This window comes from Amycolatopsis orientalis DSM 43388 (assembly GCF_000411975.1).
In the GTDB taxonomy this organism is placed as follows: domain Bacteria; phylum Actinomycetota; class Actinomycetes; order Mycobacteriales; family Pseudonocardiaceae; genus Amycolatopsis; species Amycolatopsis orientalis_D.
The window spans coordinates 94,745-115,693 of sequence record NZ_ASXG01000077.1 but is presented as its reverse complement, the minus strand read 5'-3'; the positions used below and the strand labels follow the sequence as shown (position 1 = coordinate 115,693).

15 protein-coding genes are annotated in these 20,949 nt (G+C 67.1%); 10 read left to right on the top strand and 5 right to left on the bottom strand.

The features are described from left to right. Nucleotides 1-2 precede the first annotated feature (2 nt). Nucleotides 3-1,865, bottom strand: a complete 1,863-nt coding sequence (locus tag L942_RS14675; RefSeq protein ID WP_235079130.1) for a selenium-binding family protein — start codon at nt 1,863-1,865, stop codon at nt 3-5. A 571-nt stretch (nt 1,866-2,436) separates the two neighbouring features. Between L942_RS14675 and L942_RS14670 the strand changes: the two genes are divergently transcribed. From L942_RS14670 to L942_RS14650, 5 genes are all read left to right on the top strand, one after another. Beyond that, nucleotides 2,437-3,903 carry a hypothetical protein gene (locus tag L942_RS14670; RefSeq protein WP_051165965.1) on the top strand — a complete coding sequence of 489 codons (1,467 nt, stop codon included), beginning with the start codon at nt 2,437-2,439 and terminating at the stop codon, nt 3,901-3,903. Between the two features lie 120 nt (nt 3,904-4,023). After that, nucleotides 4,024-4,605, top strand: a complete 582-nt coding sequence (locus L942_RS14665) for a YbaB/EbfC family nucleoid-associated protein (RefSeq protein WP_037360400.1) — start codon at nt 4,024-4,026, stop codon at nt 4,603-4,605. Continuing rightward, nucleotides 4,602-4,922: a hypothetical protein gene (locus L942_RS14660; protein WP_037360214.1), complete on the top strand. Its 321-nt coding sequence runs from the start codon at nt 4,602-4,604 to the stop codon at nt 4,920-4,922. The genes L942_RS14665 and L942_RS14660 overlap by 4 nt, the downstream gene beginning before the upstream one ends. Nucleotides 4,923-4,935: 13 nt before the next feature. After that, nucleotides 4,936-6,090: a hypothetical protein gene (locus L942_RS14655; RefSeq protein ID WP_037360212.1), complete on the top strand. Its 1,155-nt coding sequence runs from the start codon at nt 4,936-4,938 to the stop codon at nt 6,088-6,090. Nucleotides 6,091-6,099: 9 nt separating this feature from the next. Further along, entirely contained in the window at nt 6,100-7,602 is a 1,503-nt protein-coding gene (locus tag L942_RS14650; RefSeq protein ID WP_051165964.1) for a hypothetical protein, read from the top strand. A 4-nt stretch (nt 7,603-7,606) separates the two neighbouring features. Here L942_RS14650 and L942_RS14645 read toward each other — a convergent pair whose 3' ends face one another. After that, a complete protein-coding gene (locus L942_RS14645) occupies nt 7,607-8,128 on the bottom strand; it encodes a zinc ribbon domain-containing protein (RefSeq protein ID WP_235079127.1) in 522 nt (173 codons plus the stop codon). Between the two features lie 179 nt (nt 8,129-8,307). Between L942_RS14645 and L942_RS14640 the strand changes: the two genes are divergently transcribed. From L942_RS14640 to L942_RS14625, 4 genes are read left to right on the top strand one after another with little or no spacing between them, the layout of a single operon-like run. Continuing rightward, nucleotides 8,308-8,880, top strand: coding sequence for a YbaB/EbfC family nucleoid-associated protein (locus tag L942_RS14640; protein WP_037360209.1), 573 nt, complete (start codon nt 8,308-8,310; stop codon nt 8,878-8,880). After that, entirely contained in the window at nt 8,880-9,215 is a 336-nt protein-coding gene (locus tag L942_RS14635) for a hypothetical protein (RefSeq protein WP_037360207.1), read from the top strand. The genes L942_RS14640 and L942_RS14635 overlap by 1 nt, the downstream gene beginning before the upstream one ends. A gap of 8 nt (nt 9,216-9,223) precedes the next feature. Continuing rightward, nucleotides 9,224-10,597, top strand: a complete 1,374-nt coding sequence (locus L942_RS14630; protein ID WP_235079125.1) for a hypothetical protein — start codon at nt 9,224-9,226, stop codon at nt 10,595-10,597. Further along, entirely contained in the window at nt 10,554-11,099 is a 546-nt protein-coding gene (locus L942_RS14625; protein WP_235079122.1) for a hypothetical protein, read from the top strand. Before L942_RS14630 ends, L942_RS14625 begins: the two co-directional genes overlap by 44 nt. Nucleotides 11,100-11,157: 58 nt before the next feature. Here the strand turns inward: L942_RS14625 and L942_RS14620 are convergent, their stop codons facing one another. Further along, on the bottom strand, nt 11,158-15,069 hold the full coding sequence (locus tag L942_RS14620) for a DNA-directed RNA polymerase subunit beta' (RefSeq protein ID WP_037360203.1): 3,912 nt from the start codon (nt 15,067-15,069) through the stop codon (nt 11,158-11,160). 90 nt (nt 15,070-15,159) lie between these two features. Continuing rightward, nucleotides 15,160-18,663: a DNA-directed RNA polymerase subunit beta gene (rpoB, locus tag L942_RS14615; protein ID WP_037360201.1), complete on the bottom strand. Its 3,504-nt coding sequence runs from the start codon at nt 18,661-18,663 to the stop codon at nt 15,160-15,162. Nucleotides 18,664-19,363: 700 nt separating this feature from the next. Between rpoB and aroQ the strand changes: the two genes are divergently transcribed. After that, nucleotides 19,364-19,810 (top strand): gamma subclass chorismate mutase AroQ, encoded by a 447-nt coding sequence (aroQ, locus tag L942_RS14610; protein WP_051165962.1) that lies wholly within the window; start codon nt 19,364-19,366, stop codon nt 19,808-19,810. A 65-nt stretch (nt 19,811-19,875) separates the two neighbouring features. Here aroQ and L942_RS14605 read toward each other — a convergent pair whose 3' ends face one another. Further along, entirely contained in the window at nt 19,876-20,940 is a 1,065-nt protein-coding gene (locus L942_RS14605) for a hypothetical protein (protein ID WP_235079120.1), read from the bottom strand. Between the last annotated feature and the right edge of the window lie 9 nt (nt 20,941-20,949).

Sequence of the window (20,949 nt, the reverse complement as noted above, 5' to 3'; positions counted from 1 at the left end):
AGTTACTTCACGTTCTGGTCGGCGACCACGAACAGCTCGGAGTGCGGCTTGGCGTTGCCGAAGTCCCCGTGCGGCCACGACTTCCGGTTGAAGTTGATGCCGACCTGGCCGGTGAATTCGTCGCGGAAGTTCTGGTCGACCGCGAGCTTCCCGTCCGGCGACAGGTTCAGCAGGTTGACCTTGTGGTCACCGTCCAAACCGGACCGCGCGACGAAGTAGTTCGACACCGCGAGGTGCTGCGGCTGCGTGGTTTCGTGGTAGAAACCGTCCGGGCCGAGCGCGAAGTTGTCGTACGCGCCCCAGTGCGGGCCGGCCCCTGGCACACCCGGGTTGATCGGCGCGGAGCCGACGACGGTCGGCAGGTCTCCCCCGCCGCCCTGCTGTGCCTTCTCCTTGGTGTCGATGCGGCCCTTGATGTCCTCGACCTTGTCGCCCGCCGCGACCAGCTTCTGAATGTCGAGCACGTACACGCCGCCGGTGGTGCCGGGGTCGTCCGGGCCGAGCGCGCCCTTCTGCCTGCCCTGCACCGCGTGGTACAGGAACCGGTCGTCCGGGCTGGTCTGCAGCCAGCCGCCGTTGGAGCTGGCCCCGTTGGAGTCGTTCTGCGAGTAGATCGACTTGCCCGCGGTGCCGTCGTCGAACACCTCGATCCAGTGCGGATCCTTCGCCGTGATGTCCGGCGTGTAGAAGATCGCGCCGCCCTGCATCGTCTCGGCGAACGCGCCCTTGTGGCCGGGCAGGTTCGTCACCGTGGTCTCCATGACCGCGCGGCTTTCCGAGTGCAGCGGGTCCGCCGGGTTCGCCCGCGGGCCGTCCTGCAGGTAGGACACCGCCTTCAGCTTCGGGTGGTTGCGGTCGGAGATGTCCCAGGTGCGGATCGTCGGACGGCGCAGATACGGCGACGGCTGCTTCACCGGGTCGAGAATGATGTTGCGCGGTTCGGCGTAGTCACTGGTGACGAGGGTGTTGAGATCCTCGCGCGCCTGCACGCCGTGCGGGTTCGCGCAGGACGGTTTGCCCAACTGCGGCAGGTTGTCGCACAGCTTCGCGTTGTCGCCCTGCGGGGTCGCCGCCGGGTTCTGCGACAGCACCTGCGCGTTCTGGTCGAAGTGCACGACCTCGCCCGGGCTGCCCGCGAAACCGTTGCCGATCTGCGTGGAACCGTCCTGGTACGCGTACGGGCCGGGCACGACCGGACCGCCCATGTACGTGCCGTACGCGGTGCCGTCCTTCAGCACCCAGTACGCGTCCGGCACGGAACCACCGAGCGTCTGCGTCGGCAGGCTGATGCCCTTGAGTTTCAACTGAGGCAACGCACTGACGTCGAACGCATACGTCGCCGCGGCGAACAACGCACCGGCGTAAATCGTGTCGCCCTTGTGCCACACGTATTGCATGTGGTGCGGCTCGTTTTCGACGAGCGGCCCGACCGTCGCGGTGTTCACCACCTTTCCGTACGTCGGCGAACCCTGCGTCGCGTCGATCACCGCGAGGAAATCGGGGCCGGGCAAGGCATTCTTGACTTTGCCGAGCCCGCCGCCGAGCGAACCCGGCAGGTTTTTGACGTCCTTCACCGCGGTGTCGGCGATGTTCTCGTCGCCGGCCCAGACCAGCAACCACTTCTTCGGCGTGCCGTCCGCCGAACGCGCTTGCGCGGCGAGGTCTTTGCTCACCAGGTGGTTCTGCACCCAGTACTGCTTGCCGTCGGACGCGGTCTTGGCGTCGGTGACCACCTGGACGTCGGCGTAGGCGCTGGTGCTGGACCCGGTGTAGGTCACCGCACCGATCGCGAGCGCGGCCGCACCGGCGACGGTCAGCGCTTTCCGCCATCGGGGCGGGGCGCCCGAGGAGGAGCTGAATCGCATTGTGTCTCCCTGTTTGTGTTCCCGTGAAGCGCCCGCGAAGGCACTTCTTTCCCCGTTCCGCGGGCAGCGCGAAACGCACCCCGAAACAGAGAAAGCATTAATCCCCTCGGGTCAGCGAACCCGTTGCGGGGCAAGAAAAATCAGCCAGCCGGACGCGGCCGGGAGAAAAGGTCAGGAATCCCTACACAGCGCACTGGCCTGCTGGCGCAGATCCACGTGCAGACGCCACACCAGGGCAACCGGAAAGGACATGCGCGAAATACTCTGGCGAACCGCACGCACTGTCAATGCGGTGATCAATCGTGGGAACATCGACCGAAGGGGTGAATATCCCACGAACTGGGCCGACTTGCCCGCTCCTCGCGCCCCGTCCGGCCCAAGCGGCGGCGCTGACCTGCGATGCTCCGTTCGGCCCAAGCTATGTTCGGCACTTCGGCCTCCGGAGGGCCGCTGTTCGCCCGTTATGTTCGTTACCGTTTCGTGATCAAATCCCGGGAACTCTCGGCCCGTCGCCGCCGACCGAGCGGCGATCTGAGGACGCGAACCGGGCCGAAGCGGCATAATCCGCCCAATGGCAGACCCGTTCCCCTGGTACATCGCCGTCGGCTATCTGGCCGGATTCGCCCTGCTGTGGACAGCGGGCCGGGTCGAGGGCGGCGGCACCGCGACCTCGGCGCTCAGCAACATCGCGACCGGGCTGGTCTTCTTCGGCACGACGATGGTCTGGTTCGCGGTGAGCATGAACGTCCACGCGCCGCTGGCGGTGTGGATCGCGTTGCCGGCGGCGTTCGTGGTCCTCGTGGCCTGGCAGAGCTGGCGGCAACGAGATTCGCTTCGCCGCCTGGGCGTCACGAACGACACAACGTTCGGGGTGCTGCCGAAGCGAGGCCGCACTGTGCCGTTCGAGCAGCAGGACAGCCTGTCGCTGCGGCGAGTCCTCGAGCTCGAGCACCACGGCCACCGGCTGCTCGGCGTCGAATACCCGCTCTCAGAGCCGAATTCGGCCGCCGACCGCATCGGCGGCATCTACTCGATGATCGAACTGCGGATCCCGGCGAGCCCGGTGCTCGTGATCACCCCGCGCGTCGGAGCGTTCGAGCCGGACTACGCCACCCCGTTCGAGGACGCCCGCATCACCCGGATCCAGGTCGGCACTCCGAAGCCGCGAGCAGAGCTGGAAAAGGTCCCAGCAGATCCGGAGTTCGATCGGCGCTTCGAGGTCACCACCGAGGATCCGGAGTTCGCCGCCAAGGTGCTCACCCCAGAAGTCCGCGAACTGATCCTGAACGACCTCTGGTTCCGGGCGCACGAGGTCGTGTTTGACGGTGACGCCCTGTGGACCGCCGAAGCGGACGGTCTGAACGAAGACCGGCTGCTCGGCAACGCCCGTCACTTGGCCATTTTCGCCGCAGCCGTGGCACCGAACCTCTGGCCCAGCACTGAGTTCAGCCGTGCTGGAACCGCCTACGACCAGTGGTTCGGCGAGAAGCGTGGTTTCGTGCGGAACCGCGTGAACCGGTACCGCGAAGCGATGGACCGGCAGCCGCTCTCGCCCACGACAGTGGTGACGCGCTGCCTGCTCGCCGGGGCCATGGTGGTGCTGGGGCTGCTGCCGATCGCCAACGGCATCGCCGCGGCCGCCGGTCTAGCCAGCGAAGTCCAGCTCACGGTCCTCGATTCCACTGAGGGCGATCCCGGCCGTTCCTGCGGGCCCAACGGCACCCAGATCTGCGACAGCCAGCCACCCGCGGTCCGCGGCACCTATCAGGACGGCGACCAGACCCACGAGGTCGCCACCACCTGGCATCTCGGCCAGCTGCCCGAACGCGGCGACGTCGTCGCGGTGCGGATCGGCCCGATCTGGTGGAACACGATTTTCCAGAACGATGACGCCGTCGCGGCGACCATTCTCGTCGCGCTGATCCCGGTCGCGCTGGGTCTGTCGCTCTTCAAGATGATCTTCCGGCCGAACACCTCGCGGCGGGTCCGCATCCTGCGCCGGCTCCAGGAATCCCGCCAGGTCGACACCCGGTCCTAACCAGCCGGTTTGCTGACCTGCGGTGATCACCCAGTACGGATTCCGCGCTCTTGAAGCACGAAGCCGACAGAAGCGGCATAATCCCGCACATCAGCGAGGTGCAGGGAAGGTGTGACCGCCGTGTCCGAAGAGATGGACCGACTCGTCGCGGAGTTCGAAAAGTTCCAGACGAAGCTCAAGCAGGCCGAAGCACAGTTCGCCAAGGTCGGCGACATGCAGGAGGAACTGAACGCGCTCGAAGCGCACGTGATGTCGCCGGACCGGTCGGTCACCGTCGTCGCGGGCCCCAGCGGTTCGGTCAAGGACCTCCGGCTCTCCCCGGACGCGCTGCGCCAGCAGCCGGACCAGCTGGCGTCCACGATCCTGGCGACACTGCACCAGGCCGTCGCCGAATCCGCACGCAAGCAGGCGAACATCGTCGACGAGCACGTGGGCACGGCCTTCGGGCTCAACGTGTCCGAGCAGGTGCTCGAAGCGCAGGCCGCGGGCTTGGGAACCACCGTGGAGGAATTGGAGTCCAACCTCCCGGAGGCGCAGCCGCGACAAGCAGAACCGGTACAGGACGACGAGGACTTCGCCAACAATGACCTGCTTCGCGATGACCGCCGGGCACCTCAGGCACCTCCGCCGGCACCGCCCTCGGCGTCGGCGGGCGATCAGTTCCTGAAGAACTTGTTCAACGACGAGGAGGACCACCGGTGACCCACAGCGTCGTAACGACCGCGATCACGAAGTACTCGACCGAACTCGACCACTACAAGAGCGAAGCGGGCAAGTTCGGGAACCTCGTGAGCCAGGCTGACGTGGGCGACAAGTCGTGGGGCCTGATCGGGTTGGTCGCCAAGCAGACCTATACCAGCAAACTCGACGAGCTGAAGCAGCTGCTCGACGCGATGAAGAACGGGCTCGAAGGGCTGCAGGGCAAGCTCGACAAAGCCGCCGAGATCTACGACGGACATGAGAAAGACACCGTCATGACCTTCGGCAAGTTCAACGCCAAGATCGACGGACCGCTCTGAGCAGGGGGAACTCATGGGACAGGACAGCGTCGCCGACGGCGTGAAGATCAAGCACGAAGACGGCTTCGGGCACAACGTCCAAGAGACGATCAAGAAGACGCCGTTCGTAGGCAAGGGCTACAGCACGGTCTCGGGTGCCGTCGAGAACTTCGGTGATGCCAAGGACGTCGGGGATGTCGCAGCCGCCAGCGGGCAGCTGCTCCAGGACGGCGCGGGTTTCGTCGCCGGCGCGGCGGCGGACGCGGTGAGTTTCGCGCTCGACCCGGTCGGCTGGCTGGTCAGCAACGGCCTCAACATGCTGATCGAACTGATCCAGCCACTACAGGACGCCCTGCATTTCGTGACCGGCGACGGTCCTGCTCTCAAGGAAGCTTCGGGAAACTTCGTCGAGATCGGCAAGGGCTTCGTCACTCTGGCTGACGACTTCGTCAAGAAGGGCGACGAATCGCTCAAGGACTGGCAGGGAGAAGGTGGCGAGGCCGCGAAGAAGGCGCTGGCCCAGTTCTCCGAAGGCATCAAGGGCATTGGCTCCAGTGCCGGCGCGGTCGCCGAGACCTTGCAGATGTGGTCGATGGTGATGACCGTCATCGAAGAGGTCATCAAGGCCATCATCTCCGAACTGGTCAGCTGGCTGATCTACCTGTGGCTGCCCGCGCTCGCCGCTTCCGTCGTCAGCCTCGGCTCGTCGGTCGCCGCGGCGATGTCGGCGTCGGTGGCCAAGGTCGCCAGCGTGATCGGCAAGGTCACCAAGCATCTCGGCAAGCTCGGAAAGCTGCTCGACAAATTCATCGCGTTCCTTGGCAAGTGGACCGACGATATGATCAAGCAGGGTTCGAAGCTGACCTCGGGCGGCACGATGATCAAGCCGGGCGAGCAGAAGGCGATCGACGGCATCCTCGGCAAGTCCGAGAGCATCGGCACCAGGCTGAAGGCGACCGGCGAGGAAGCTCTCAACACGCTCAAGAACGTGCCGGGTGAGGCGTTCAAGCAGACGTTCGGGGTGAACCCGGCCGATATGAAGAAGGGCTCCGCCTACGTGGGGAAGGGCCTGTACGACATCGCGGACAAGACGATCAGCAACTCCCGCGACCTTCACAAGTCGGGCCAAGCCACGGACAAGGCAGGCCCCCATTCCGAAGAAGAGACCCGCGAAAATCTCGACATGTAAGGTCGCCGCGTGACGGACGAGATGATTGTCCCCGGCTATTTATTCGGCGGCTACGCACTGGCTTTCGTACTGCTGTGGATCGCCGCCTGGGCCGAGCGGCGCAGCTCGGTTCTGGCGGCGATCTTCCATCTCCTGTGCGGGATAACGGTTTCCCTCACGACGCTGTACTGGTTCTCCGCCAGCATGTCCGTGCCGCAGTGGGGTTGGTACGGCGTGCCGCTGGTCGTCGCCGCGCTGCTCACCTGGCGTGGCTGGCGTCAGCGGCATTGGGCCGGCCGCGTCGACTCGAGCAGCGAACCCAGCTTCGGTTTCCTTCCCCGGCACGGGCTTGCCGTCCCGCGCGACCATCCGGATCCCTGGCCGAGCCGGGTCACGGTCGAGTTCGCCCACCAGGGGCACCGGCTGCTCGGCATCGAATACTCGACCGAATCTCCGTACCGGGACGAGAACTTCCGCCGGAAGTCGAAGCTTGCCGAAGCACTCGGCTCGATCTGCTCGGTCGTGGAGCTGCGCGTCCCGAAGGTACCCGCGCTGACCATCTCCCCGAAGCTCAAAGCCTTCGCCCCGGAGCACTTCACTCCGCTGGAAGACATGCGAATCACCCGCAACCAGTTCAGCTGGCTGCGCCCGGATACCACCCTGCACGAATTCGAGATCGATCCCGAATTCGACCGCCGGTTCTCCGTCTACACCTCGGATCCGGATTTCGCTCGGGAAATGCTGACCGGCGAGGTCCGCGAACTGCTTCTGAACGACCGGTTTTTCCGCGTGCACCAGGTCGCCTTCCGCGAGGACGCGCTCTGGACCACCGACACTGGCGGGCTCACTGAAGACCGGATGTTCGACAACTCCCGCAAGCTCGCGATGCTTGCCGCCGCGGTTCCCTCGCGGATCTGGGAGAAGTGGGCGAACGACCGGCACTTCCGCGCCATCACCACCAGCGCGGACACCCGCTACGACGCGTGGATCGGCAAGCGCGGCGGCTTCCTCCGCACTCCGGTGAACCGCAGGCGCGATGCCCGCGACCGGCAGCCGGTCACCTCGATTTCGCTGACCGCACGCACACTCATCGCACTAGCCCTGCTCGCCATCGGAGTCGGACCCGCGGCCAACTCGATCGCGGTGCTGACCAGGCTCGCCCCGCAGGTGCAGGCGACGGTCACCCGGGTCAGCGAAGGCGGCACCCGGCATTGCGTGACCACATCCGGCGGCTTGTCGTGCACCACCGACCGAGCCGAGATCGACGCGACCTACGTGCAAGACGGCGGCATCCGCGAAATCACCGCCGACTGGTCCCGTTCCGAGCTTCCCGCTCGCGGCACCGTCGTGGAAGTCGCGGTCGGCCCGCTCTGGGGACACCCGGCTTACCAGGTCGGCTCGATGTACTCGGCCTTCGACCTCCTGGGCGCACTGATCTGGGTGCTTCCGGGGCTCCTCCTGCTCAAGCGCACTTACTTCCCCAGCATGCCCCGCCGGGCACGGAAGAGGCGCGAAGCTCTCGCCCGGGCCTGACCGGTCAGAGCCGGTGCCCGCAATCCGAGCAGAACACCGCCCCCGCTTTGGCTTCCTTGCCGCACTCTCCACAGTGGACAGTCGGAGCCAGTGAGCTTCCGCAGCCAGTGCAGAACTTCCCGCCCTCGGCCTTCAGCCCGCAGCCCGGGCAGGTGAGCTTCGCCCGGGTGTCCAGGTCCAGGTCCGCGGTCCAGTTCTTCTCCCGGGCCTGGTCCCAGATCTGGTCGCGCTGCGCCGCCGCCTGCGCCCGCGAGACTTCTTCCGCCGCGGTCAGGGCGCGGTCCTTTGCCGCCGAGTTCGTCGCTCGGTCGTACTTCCACTGGTCCGCGGAACTGCTCAACTGCTGCAGCGTCCCGCCGAAAAACGAGCCCACCGCGCGCAACATGCTGCGCCCGGTCTCCATCGCGTCCCGCTGGAACGCCGACCGGTATCCGTTTCCGCAGCGCTCGCAGCGGAACTCGAACTGGTAGCCCTGGGCGTTGGAGAGATCCGAGAAGTTGTCCGTGAAGGGCACGACATCAGCCACGCGCGCGAAGGTATGCCAGCCGGAAACCGCCCGCGACCGTACAAGTACCGTCTCCGGACCCGCTACGCACCGCAACCATTTCGCGGGGTTTCCGGCTGTTTGCCGGTTTCCGACGGATACCAGCCGTAAAATCCGGATTGGCAATGACGGCAGGCAACCGAGCTCAGGGGGGAGACGGCATGTCCGACGAGTTCGACCGGCTGGTCGCGGAGTTCGATCGGTTCCAATCGAGGATGCGGCGGGTGGACGAACAGTTCTCCGGCATCGCCCAAATGCAGGAGGAACTCAGCGCGCTCGAAGCGACTGCGACGTCGCCGGACCGGTCGGTCACCGTGGTCGCCGGTCCGGGCGGAGCGATCAAGGACATCCAGGTCACTGATACCGCGCTGCGCCGCGGCGGGGCCGAGTTGTCCGGGATGTTGATGGCGACCCTGCAGCAGGCGGTCGCCGAGTCCGCGCGGCAGCAGGCCGTGCTGGTGGACCAGCACACGGGCAACTCGATGCGGCTCACCGAGCAGGTGCTGGAAACCCAGGCCGAACTGCTGGGCACCGACGTGGAGGAATTGCGCGCCGCGATGGAGCGGGGCGCGCCCGCGCCGCAGCGCAGCGTCGAGGAAGAACAGCACGAGGACTATTCCGAGCGCGAGTTGCTGGCCGACCCCGCGGAGAGGACCCCGCCTCCGCCGCCGTCGACCGGATCTGCCGGGGACGACTTCCTGAAAAACCTGTTCGACGACGAGGACCACCGTTGATGGCCGGCTACCAAGTGCAGACGGCGAAGCTCTACGACTACTCCCGCCAGCTCGCGGGCAACAAGACCGCAGTCGCCGGGGTCAAGGGCAAGGTGGCGCAGGCCGACGTCGGCGACGAGTCCTGGGGCATCGTCGGCATCTTCGTCAAGAGCAAGTACACGGACATGGTCAACGACCTGAAAGACCTGCTGACCGCGATGGAAACCGGCCTGCAGTCCGCGTCCGACAAGATCAACCGCGCCGGCCAGTTCTACGACCAGACCGAAGAGGACCACTGCCGCAACTGGAAAGACGTCATGGGCAAGATCGACAACCTCGGCAGCGGACGGAAGTAGGGGGCGAGATGTCTGATCCGTCGAGCAAGATCGAGATCAAGCCGGAGGACGGCACCGGCAAGAAGATCGTCAACGCGCTGCCGGTGGTGGGCGGCGCGGTGAAGATCTACGACGCGGGCACCAGCGACGCGATCAAGGCAGGCGACACCGCGACCGGGCTGAGCGGGGTGGTTTCCGAGACGACCACCTTCGTCCAGTCGTACGCGGAAACCGCGATGAGCATCAACAGCGACCCGATCGGCTGGCTGGTCGGCCAGGGACTGAACTTCCTGCTGGCCGTCTGCGACCCGCTCCAGGACGCGATCCACTTCGTCAGCGGCGACGGCCCGGCACTGTCCAAAGCGGCCGAGAACTTCACGGCGATCGGGCGCGGGCTGGAGCAGTTCGCGCACCAGTTCAGCGAGCAGGCGAAGAGTTCGCTCTCGCAGTGGGAAGGCGGCGCGGCCGAAATCGCGGCGGAGAAGCTGGCCAAGTTCTCGACCGGGATCAGCGGCACCGCCGACCAAGCCGGAGACATCGCGACGATGCTGCAGGTGTGCAGCATGGCGATGACCGTCATCGAGGACTTCATCAAGGCGTTGCTGACCGAGCTGATCACCTGGCTGATCATGATCTGGATCCCGGCATTGGCCGCCGCGGTCCCGTCGTTCGGAGCATCCACCGCGGCGGCGGGCACGGCGACCGGGGTGCGCGCGGCGTCCACCGCGGGCAAGGCGACGAAGCAGGTCAGCAAGCTGCAGAAGCTGCTCGACCTGATCAAGGACTTGATCGCCCGGTTCAAGACGTTCTTCAAGGCGGCCAAGGACGAGGTGGCCAAGATGGCCGTCGAAGGCGGCAAGACCACCGCCAAGCGGGCCAAGGACGGTTTCGGGAAAACCGTCCGCGGGAAGCTGCTGGACGAGGCACGGTCGCAGGTCGGGCTCCGAAGCCACGACAAGAACGATCCCGACCTGCCAGTCAAGCCAGGGAAACCGTTGGGACACCTGGAGAACGCGCGCAAGGCCGTCGAGTACGCGGCGACCGGGGACGGAACTTCGAAAGACGAGACCCAAAAAAGATCTGGAGTTCTGAGCTGTGGCTCGCGCACTGCACGACACTTGGGTGTGGCTCGGACCGATCGTCGGATTCCTGGTCATGGTCGTGCTGCCGAGTTATCTCGGCTTCCGCTGGCATCTGAAGAAGAAACGAGCGAAGCGAGCCTGGCTGGCCGCGTTGCACGCGGTGCCCGAGGAACTGGGCGGATCCATGGTCGCCGATCTGAAATACGGGCGGCCCCGGTCCGCGGGGCGCCGGAAGCCTCTTGGCGAGCTGTACCGGCCGAAGACCATCTCGGAGGGCATGAGCTTCCCCAGCAGTCCGCCGACCGTCGAGTTCACGGCTGACCTGCCGCGGCGGGACCGGCAGTTCCGGGTCAGCGCGTACTGGTGCACGCTCCGGGTCGGGGCCAACAGCACCAGAAGGATCTACGAGTACACCATCGAAACCAAGGTCGGGCCCACGCCGAGCATGAAGATCGCCAAGGCGTACCCGACCGATCCGGTGCGGATGTTCGGGCGGACCATGGCGTATTTCAACTACCAGCAAAGGCTGTTCGAAGCGGAGGCGCGAACTTCGCCCTCAGCCGCCCGCTGGGAGCAATTTACGTCGCCCGAGAACGAGTTCACCGGATACGCCAGCGATCAGGACCTCTCGGCTCAGGTCACCGCCCCGGAGACCATGGACTGGCTGCGCGGCAACCATGAACTGCTTCCGGACCTCATCGGCCTCGAGCACGGGTGGTGCTACGCGGTGTACCGGGACGAGATCGACCCGGCGACCCTGGTCGCCAGAATCGACCTGATCGCCGACTTCCTCGACCGGATCGACGTGCCCGCCGCGGTCTGAGCACCCAAACGAAAACGCCCCCGGCCGAAGCCGGGGGCGTTTCGTCAAGCGGAGCGGATCAGCGGAAGTCGCGACCGAAGTCGTAGTCGTCCAGCGGAACCGCGGCGCCGGTGCCAGAACCGAACACGTCCGGGGTGTAGTAACCGTCGTCGTAGGACGGGATCGCGTACGCCGCGACCCGCGCCTCCTCGGTCGGCTGCACCTGGATGTTCCGGTACTTGTTGATGCCCGTACCGGCCGGGATGAGCTTACCGATGATGACGTTCTCCTTGAGGCCCACGAGCTTGTCGCTGCGGCCGTTGATGGCCGCGTCGGTCAGGACTCGCGTGGTCTCCTGGAACGAGGCCGCCGACAGCCACGAATCCGTGGTCAGCGACGCCTTCGTGATGCCCATCAGCACCGGGCGACCCGAAGCCGGCTCGCCGCCCTCGGCGACCGCGGCCCGGTTCGTCGCCTCGAACTTCGTCCGCTCGGGCAGTTCGCCCGGCAGGAAGTCCGTGGCACCGGAGTCGATGATCGTCACGCGGCGCAGCATCTGCCGCACGATGACCTCGATGTGCTTGTCGTGGATCGACACACCCTGCGCCCGGTACACCTTCTGAACCTCGTCCGTGAGGTGCATCTGCGCTTCGCGCGGGCCCATGACGCGCAGGACCTCGTGCGGGTCCGGGGTGCCCTCGAGCAGCTGCTGGCCGACGTGCACGTGGTCGCCGTCGCCCAGCGGGCCGTTCGGGGTGTTCGCGAGCCGCTGCCGCTTGGACAGCTTGTCGAAGACGATCTCCTCCGACCCGTCGTCCGGGATCAGGGTGATCTTCCAGAACCGCTCGCTCTCCTCGATCCGCACGCGGCCGTCGACGTCCGCGATCGGAGCCTTGCCCTTCGGCACGCGAGCCTCGAAAAGCTCGGTGACACGCGGCAGACCGGTCGTGATGTCGTCACCGGCGACACCACCCTGGTGGAACGTACGCATCGTCAGCTGCGTACCCGGCTCACCGATCGACTGGGCGGCGACGATGCCGACCGCCTCGCCGACGTCGACGAGCTGGCCCGTCGCCATCGAACGGCCGTAGCAGGTCGCGCAGACCCCGACCGCCGACTCGCAGGTCAGCACCGAGCGGACCTTGACCTTCGTGATGCCGCTGGAGAGCAGCTTCTCGATGGCCGGGTCGCCGATGTCGTCGCCGGCGTTCAGCACGACGTTGCCCTTGGGGTCGACCGCGTCGGTCGCGAGGTTCCGCGCGTACACGGAGGTCTCGACGTGCTGGTCGCGCACGATCTTGCCGTCGCCGAGGTCCTCGCCGATCGGCATCATGATGCCGCGCGTGGTGCCGCAGTCGATCTCGCGGACGATGACGTCCTGCGAAACGTCCACCAGACGACGGGTCAGGTAACCCGAGTCCGCGGTACGGAGCGCCGTGTCCGCCAGACCCTTCCGGGCACCGTGCGTGGCGATGAAGTACTCCGCCACCGACAGGCCTTCGCGGAAGTTCGCTTTGATCGGACGCGGGATGTACTCGCCCTTCGGGTTCGACACCAGACCGCGCATCCCGGCCAGCGAACGGACCTGCGTCATGTTACCGGCGGCACCCGACTTCACGATCATGGCGATCGGGTTGTCGTCCGGCAGCGCCGTCTCCATGATCTTGTGGACCTCTTCGGTCGCCTGCGTCCACACCTTGACGAGCTCGTTGTTGCGCTCGGCGTGGGACAGCTGACCGCGCTGGTACCGCTTCTCGACCTGGTCGGCCTTGCCCTCGTACTCGTCGAGAATGGCCTTCTTGCCGACCGGGGTCAGCACGTCCGAGATCGCGACCGTGACGCCCGAGCGGGTCGCCCAGTAGAAACCGGCGTCCTTGAGCTTGTCCAGCGTCTGCGCGACCTGCGTCATCGAGTACCGCTCGGCGAGGTCGTTCACGATGGCCGCCTGCCGCTTCTTCGGCATCGGCTCGTTGATGAACGGGTAGTCCGCCGGCAGCAGGTCGTTGAACAGAACGCGGCCCAGGGTCGTCTCGGCCAGCCACGGCTTGCCCGGCTCCCAGCCCTTTTCCGCGAGCGCCGCCTCGTCCGCCTTCGCCGGCTGCCGGTCGGTGATCCGGATCTTGACCGGGGCGTGCAGGCTCAGCGCCTTGCGGTCGAACGCCATGATCGCCTCGGCGGGCGAGGAGTACGCGTTGCCCGCGCCCTCGGCGTTCTCGTTCAGCCGGGTCAGGTGGAACAGGCCGGTGACCATGTCCAGCCGCGGCATGGCGAGCGGACGGCCCGACGCCGGCGACAGGATGTTGTTCGCCGACAGCATTAGGATCCGGGCCTCGGCCTGCGCCTCGGCCGACAGCGGCAGGTGCACCGCCATCTGGTCGCCGTCGAAGTCCGCGTTGAACGCTTCGCAGACCAGCGGGTGCAGCTGGATGGCCTTGCCCTCGACCAGCTGCGGCTCGAAGGCCTGGATGCCCAGCCGGTGCAGGGTCGGCGCGCGGTTCAGCATCACCGGGTGGCCGGTGATGACCTCTTCGAGCACGTCCCACACCTGCGGCCGCGACCGCTCCACCATCCGCTTGGCGGACTTGATGTTCTGCGCGTGGTTCAGGTCGACCAGCCGCTTCATGACGAACGGCTTGAACAGCTCGAGCGCCATGTCCTTCGGCAGACCGCACTGGTGCAGCTTCAGCTGCGGACCGACGATGATGACCGAACGGCCCGAGTAGTCGACGCGCTTGCCCAGCAGGTTCTGGCGGAACCGGCCCTGCTTGCCCTTCAGCAGGTCGGACAGCGACTTCAGCGGCCGGTTGCCCGGGCCGGTGACCGGACGGCCGCGGCGGCCGTTGTCGAACAGCGCGTCGACGGCCTCCTGCAGCATCCGCTTCTCGTTGTTGACGATGATCTCGGGCGCGCCGAGGTCGATCAGCCGCTTGAGCCGGTTGTTCCGGTTGATCACGCGGCGGTACAGGTCGTTCAGGTCCGACGTGGCGAAGCGGCCACCGTCGAGCTGCACCATCGGGCGCAGGTCCGGCGGGATGACCGGGACGGCGTCGAGCACCATGCCGCGCGGGTCGTTGCCGGTCGCCTGGAACGCGGCGACGACCTTGAGCCGCTTCAGCGCGCGGAGCTTCTTCTGCCCCTTGCCGTTGCGGATGGTGTCGCGCAGGCTGTCGGCCTCGGCGGCGACGTCGAACTCGGTCGCCAGCTTCTGGATCGCCTCCGCGCCCATGCCGCCGGTGAAGTACTCGCCGTACCGGTCGACCAGCTCGCGGTAGAGCAGCTCGTCGGCGATCAGCTGACGCGGCTCGAGCTTCGTGAAGGTCGTCCAGACCTCCTCGAGACGGTCCAGCTCGCGACCGGCGCGGTCGCGGATCTGGCGCATCTCGCGCTCGCCGCCCTCCTTGACCTTGCGGCGCACGTCGGACTTCGCGCCCTCCGCCTCCAGCTCGGCCAGGTCGGCTTCCAGCTTCTGCGCGCGGGCCTCGATGTCGGCGTCGCGCTTCGTCTCGAGGTTCTTGCGCTCGACGCCGATCTCGTTCTCCAGCGTCGGCAGGTCGTTGTGCCGCAGCTCGGTGTTCACGCCGGTGATCACGTAGGCCGCGAAGTAGATGATCTTCTCGAGGTCCTTGGGCGCCAGGTCCAGCAGGTAGCCAAGGCGCGACGGAACGCCCTTGAAGTACCAGATGTGGGTGACCGGCGCGGCCAGCTCGATGTGTCCCATCCGCTCCCGGCGCACCTTGGCGCGAGTGACCTCGACGCCGCAGCGCTCGCAGATGATGCCCTTGAACCGGACGCGCTTGTACTTGCCGCAGTAGCACTCCCAGTCCCGGGTCGGACCGAAGATCTTCTCGCAGAAGAGCCCGTCCTTCTCCGGCTTGAGGGTCCGGTAGTTGATGGTCTCCGGCTTCTTGACCTCGCCGAAGGACCACTGACGGATGTCGTCAGCAGTGGCCAGGCCAATGCGGAGCTCATCGAAGAAGTTGACGTCCAGCACGTCTAGATCCCCTTGGGGTTGTTTCGGCTAGAGGAGGGGTCGGCGGTGGAGCCGGGATCCGCGGGAGGCAGATCCCGGCTCGACACCGAATCAGTGCACGACGTCGTCCACCGAGGGCGACTCGTTGCGGGACAGGTTGATGCCGAGGTTCGCCGCTGCGCGCTCGAGGTCCTCGTCGTCGGAGTCGCGCATCTCGATCGCCGCGCCGTCGCTGGAGAGCACCTCGACGTTGAGGCACAGCGACTGGAGCTCCTTGAGGAGCACCTTGAACGACTCCGGGATGCCCGGCTCGGGGATGTTCTCCCCCTTCACGATCGCCTCGTACACCTTGACGCGGCCGACCACGTCGTCCGACTTGATCGTGAGCAGTTCCTGCAGCGTGTACGCCGCGCCGTAGGCCTGCATCGCCCAGCACTCCATCTCGCCGAAGCGCTGGCCGCCGAACTGCGCCTTACCGCCCAGCGGCTGCTGGGTGATCATCGAGTACGGGCCGGTGGAACGGGCGTGGATCTTGTCGTCGACCAGGTGGTGCAGCTTCAGGATGTACATGTAGCCGACCGACACCGGGTACGGGTACGGCTCGCCGGAGCGGCCGTCGAACAGCGTGGCCTTGCCGTTCTCCTTGACCATGCGCTCGCCGTCGCGGTTCGGCTTGGTCGCCCCGAGGAGGCCGGTGAGCTCCTCTTCCTTCGCGCCGTCGAACACCGGGGTCGCGGTGTTCGTGCCGGGCGCGACGTCGTAGAGCTCCGGCGACAGGTTCTTCGCCCAGTCCGGGTTGCCCTCGATCGTCCAGCCTTGGGAGGCCAGCCAGCCGAGGTGCAGTTCGAGGATCTGGCCGATGTTCATCCGTCGCGGCACACCGTGGGTGTTCAGGATGATGTCGACCGGGGTGCCGTCCTCCATGAACGGCATGTCCTCGACCGGCAGGATCTTGCCGATGACACCCTTGTTGCCGTGCCGGCCGGCGAGCTTGTCGCCCGGCTGGATCTTGCGCTTCTGGGCCACGTAGACGCGGACCAGCTCGTTGACGCCCGGGGGCAGCTCGTCGTCGTCCTCGCGGGAGAACACCCGGATGCCGATGACCTTGCCGGTCTCGCCGTGCGGCACCTTCAGCGAGGTGTCGCGGACCTCGCGCGCCTTCTCGCCGAAGATCGCGCGGAGCAGGCGCTCCTCCGGGGTCAGCTCGGTCTCGCCCTTCGGCGTGACCTTGCCGACCAGGATGTCGCCGTCGCGGACCTCGGCGCCGATCCGGATGATGCCGCGCTCGTCGAGGTCGGCCAGCACCTCCTCGGAGACGTTCGGGATGTCCCGGGTGATCTCCTCGGCGCCCAGCTTGGTGTCGCGGGCGTCGATCTCGTGCTCCTCGATGTGGATCGACGTCAGCACGTCGTCCTGCACCAGGCGCTCGGAGAGGATGATCGCGTCCTCGTAGTTGTGGCCCTCCCACGGCATGACCGCGACGAGGAGGTTCTTGCCGAGCGCCATCTCACCGTTCTCGGTGGACGGGCCGTCGGCGATGACCTGGCCCTTTTCGACCCGGTCCCCCTCGTTGACGATCGGCCGGTGGTTGAAGCACGTGCCGTGGTTGGAGCGGCGGAACTTGTACAGTCCGTAGCTCTTCCGCGTGCCGTCGTCGTGCATGATCGTGATGATGTCCGCGGACAGCTCCTCGACCACGCCGGCCTGCTCGGCGACCAGGACGTCCCCGGCGTCGACCGCGGCGCGCAGCTCCACGCCGGTGCCCACGTACGGAGCCTGGTTGCGCAGCAGCGGAACAGCCTGGCGCTGCATGTTCGCGCCCATCAGCGCGCGGTTCGCGTCGTCGTGCTCCAGGAACGGGATCATCGCGGTGGCGACGGAGACCATCTGCCGCGGCGACACGTCCATGTAGTCGATCTCGAGCGGGTCGATCAGCTCGACCTCGCCGCCCTTGCGCCGGCCGAGGACCTTCTCCTCGACGAAGTGGCCGTCGTCGGTCAGCGGCGCGTTGGCCTGCGCCTTGACGTAACGGTCCTCCTCGTCCGCGGTCAGGTAGTCGACCTGGTCGGTGACCCGGCCCTCGACGACCTTGCGGTACGGCGTCTCGATGAAGCCGAACGGGTTGACCCGCGCGTACGAGCACAGCGAGCCGATCAGGCCGATGTTCGGGCCTTCCGGCGTCTCGATCGGGCACATCCGGCCGTAGTGCGACGGGTGGACGTCGCGGACCTCCATGCCGGCGCGCTCACGGGACAGACCGCCCGGGCCGAGCGCCGACAGACGCCGCTTGTGGGTCAGCCCCGACAGCGGGTTGTTCTGGTCCATGAACTGCGACAGCTGCGAGGTGCCGAAGAACTCCTTGATCGCCGCGCCGATCGGGCGGATGTTGATCAGGGTCTGCGGCGTGATCGCCTCGACGTCCTGCGTGGTCATGCGCTCGCGCACGACGCGCTCGGTGCGGGAGAGGCCGACCCGGATCTGGTTCTGGATCAGCTCGCCGACGGTGCGCAGGCGGCGGTTGCCGAAGTGGTCGATGTCGTCGGTCTCGACCGGCACCTCGACGCCGGCGGAGCTGGTCATCTTGTCCTCGCCGGCGTGCAGCCGGACCAGGTACTCGATGGCCGAGACGATGTCCTCTTCGGTCAGCGTGCCGGTCTCGTACGGGGTGTCGAGGCCCAGCTTCTTGTTGACCTTGTAGCGGCCGACCTTGGCCAGGTCGTAGCGCTTCGGCTTGAAGAACAGGTTCTCCAGCAGCGTCTGCGCGCTCTCCTTCGTGGGCGGCTCGCCCGGGCGCAGCTTGCGGTAGATGTCGAGCAGCGCCTCGTCGGTGCCCGCGGTGTGGTCCTTCTCGAGGGTGGCCAGCAGCGTCTCGGAGAACGAGAAGCGCTCGCGGATCGCCTCGGTGGTCCAGCCCAGCGCCTTCAGCAGCACGGTGACCGGCTGGCGGCGCTTGCGGTCGATGCGGACGCCGACGGTGTCGCGCTTGTCCACGTCGAACTCGAGCCACGCGCCGCGGCTCGGGATCACGCGCACGCTGAAGACGTCCTTGTCGGTCGTCTTGTCGACACTGCTGTCGAAGTACACGCCCGGAGAACGCACCAGCTGGGACACGACGACCCGCTCGGTGCCGTTGATGATGAAGGTGCCCTTGTCGGTCATCACCGGGAAGTCGCCCAGGAAGACCGTCTGGCTCTTGATCTCGCCGGTGTTGTTGTTGACGAACTCGGCGGTGACGAACAGCGGGGCCGCGTACGTCATGTCCTTGTCCTTGCACTCCTCGATCGAGGCCTTGACCTCGTCGAAGCGCGGAGCGGAGAAGGACAGGGACATCGAGCCCGAGAAGTCCTCGATCGGCGAGATCTCGTTGAGGACCTCTTCCAGACCGCCGACCGGGTTCTCTTCGCCTTCGTTGACGCGGCGCTCGAACCACGCCTCGTCGCCGGTGAACCACTGGAACGACTGGATCTGGACGTCAAGCAGGTTCGGGGTGGAAAGTGGCTCGCGGATCTTCGCGAAGGAGACCCGCTTGGGCGCTCCGGGGATTCCCGTGGCCTGCGCGCGGGATTCAGCCGAGGTGGTCGCAGCAGTGGCCTGGTTCGCGGGAGAGACTGCCAAGATGCGTCCTTCCGGGGACAATGAGCGGTGAGCAGCCGCGATGGCAACAGCTGTCGCGGACTGTCAGGGGTGCCGTGTGCCCACTATCCTAACTACCGGCTCCGGGCAGCCTGAAAGAGGGCAGCGCAAAGAGGCAGTCTAGCCCGGATGGCGCGGTCTGTCCAGGGGGCACTCCAGACGGGGCCCAGCCTGCATCGCGTCACCTTCGGGCAGTGCGTCTCCCTGAGCCTCACTGCGTCCTTCGGCTCCCCGGTTCGCCCCGGGTTTTCGCGCCCCTCCCGCAAGGTTCGCGTTCCCCGGCCGTGACCGTTGGCAGTAAGCGTGAACCCACGCGGCTTTGGAGTCAAGATGCCGCGCGGCTCTCCCGCCGGTTGGCGCAGCGTTGAACCCGGACAGCGCAGGGTGACCGCCCCGGCGGGGCTGGCGGTTACCGCCGGGTACTCGCGGACGGCCGCGCAGGTCGGCCGGGCAGCGGTGCAGGTGGAGGGCCCGCGGGCGGTTTCGGAGGCCGTTTTCGGGTCGGCGTGGCGGGCGCGGGATGGATCACATTCCGCGAGCGGTCGCGTGCCGATTGTCAGGCCGGATTCAGGGGTCTTCGGGCAGCTCGGCCCCCGGATTCCGGGCGTGCCGGGGCGGCGGTTGGCGGCGGCCGGGTCCCGGTGATCAACTGGACGGGGCCGAACTCCCGGAGGTGTGCCCGATGCCGGAACCCGACGCGTCGCTTCCGGAACTCGTGCTGCGCAGGCTGGCGATCAGCGAGCAGGTCGCCGCCGCGAAGTTCGGGGCCGGGCGGCCGGTCGACGATCCCGTCCGAGAGCAGCGGGAGCTGGCCCGGGTCCGTGCGCTGGCCCGCGAGATCGGCCTCGACCCGGATCTCGCCGCCGGGTTTCTCAACGACCAGATCGCGGCGAGCAAGCAGGTACAGCACCGGCTCTTCGCACAGTGGACCGCGCGTCCTGGCGACCGGCCTGCCGGCGGCCCCGATCTGTCGGTGCTGCGCGCCGAATTGGACGGTCTCACGGTCGCTCTGCTGGATCGGCTGGCCGCGGCCGGGCCCGACCCCCTGGAGCCGCCGGAAATCGCGGACGAGCGGAAGCAGGAGCCGCTCCGCACCGCCTTCCGCACTCTGACCCAGCGGCGCTCGTGAGTGGCTACGCCGGTTAGAACCGGCGTAGCCACTCACGAGACACGACAACGTCGGCTCGGGACCGCTTACTTCGACGGCGGGGCCGAGGCGGGCGCGGACGGCGCGGGGGCTCCCGCGGCCGGTGCGGCGGCCTTGTAGGTGTCCATGTCGGTGATCTTCCACGTGTTGCCCTGCAGCTGGGCGTCCACGTGCATCTGCGCGGTGCCGGCGGCGGTCTGCTTGGTGTCCGCGCGCGTCGACGTCTGGTCGATGAACAGCATCACCCTGGCGAGGTCGCCGTTCAGCCGGATCACCGCACTGCGGGTGACCTTGCAGGTCACGACCACCTTCTGCTCCGGAGCCAGCTTCTTGACCTGGCCCATCAGCGCGTTGTAGCTCGTCTTGACCTGGTCGGTGGCGAGCAGCTGGTTGGCCGCGTCCTCGGTCTTCTTGATGTTGTTGAAGTCGTAGGAGAACAGCGTCTCGACGGCCTTCGAGACCTGGTCCTTGACCTGCGCGGTCTTCGCCACGTCGAGCACCGCGCGGTTGCTCGTCGAATCGGCCGCGTCCGAGCCCTTGACCTGGAAGATCACCGCCGCGGCGACCAGTGCCAGCCCGACCACCAGCAGCAGTGCGACGCGCACGGTGTTGCGGCTGACCACGGACCGCTGAGCCGGTACCTCTGCGGCGTCCTCCGCCCGGGCCTTGGTCTCGGCTTCCTCGACGTCTGAGGGCTTCTCCGAACCGGTGTCGCGCTTCTTTCGCCGCGGGCTCGGCCGGGCCGGTTTCTCGTCCTCGACGGTCTCGCCGGTGAGCGCGTCGACCTCTTCGGCCGGGGCTTCCTTGGTTACCCCGGAGACCTCGGCGGCGTCTTCCTCGACAGGGGTCTCCGCGACCTCCGTCGAAGCGGGCTCGGTCTCGGTCGAAGCGGGCTCAGGGTCGGCCGGGCGCACCAGGCCGCCGCGGGGAATCCGCAGCTCCTGGGTCACCTCGGCCGGATCCGCGTCGGGGAGCGGCCGCGGCCGGGGGCGCGGCTTGGGCGAGGCCGCCGGCGCCGCCGGGTCCGACGGCTTGCGCAGCCCGGCGACCTTCGGCTTGCGAGCCGGTGGCGTGCTGCTGCTGCGCGGTGGCTGGCGACGGGAGGGGGGCACTGCGGAACT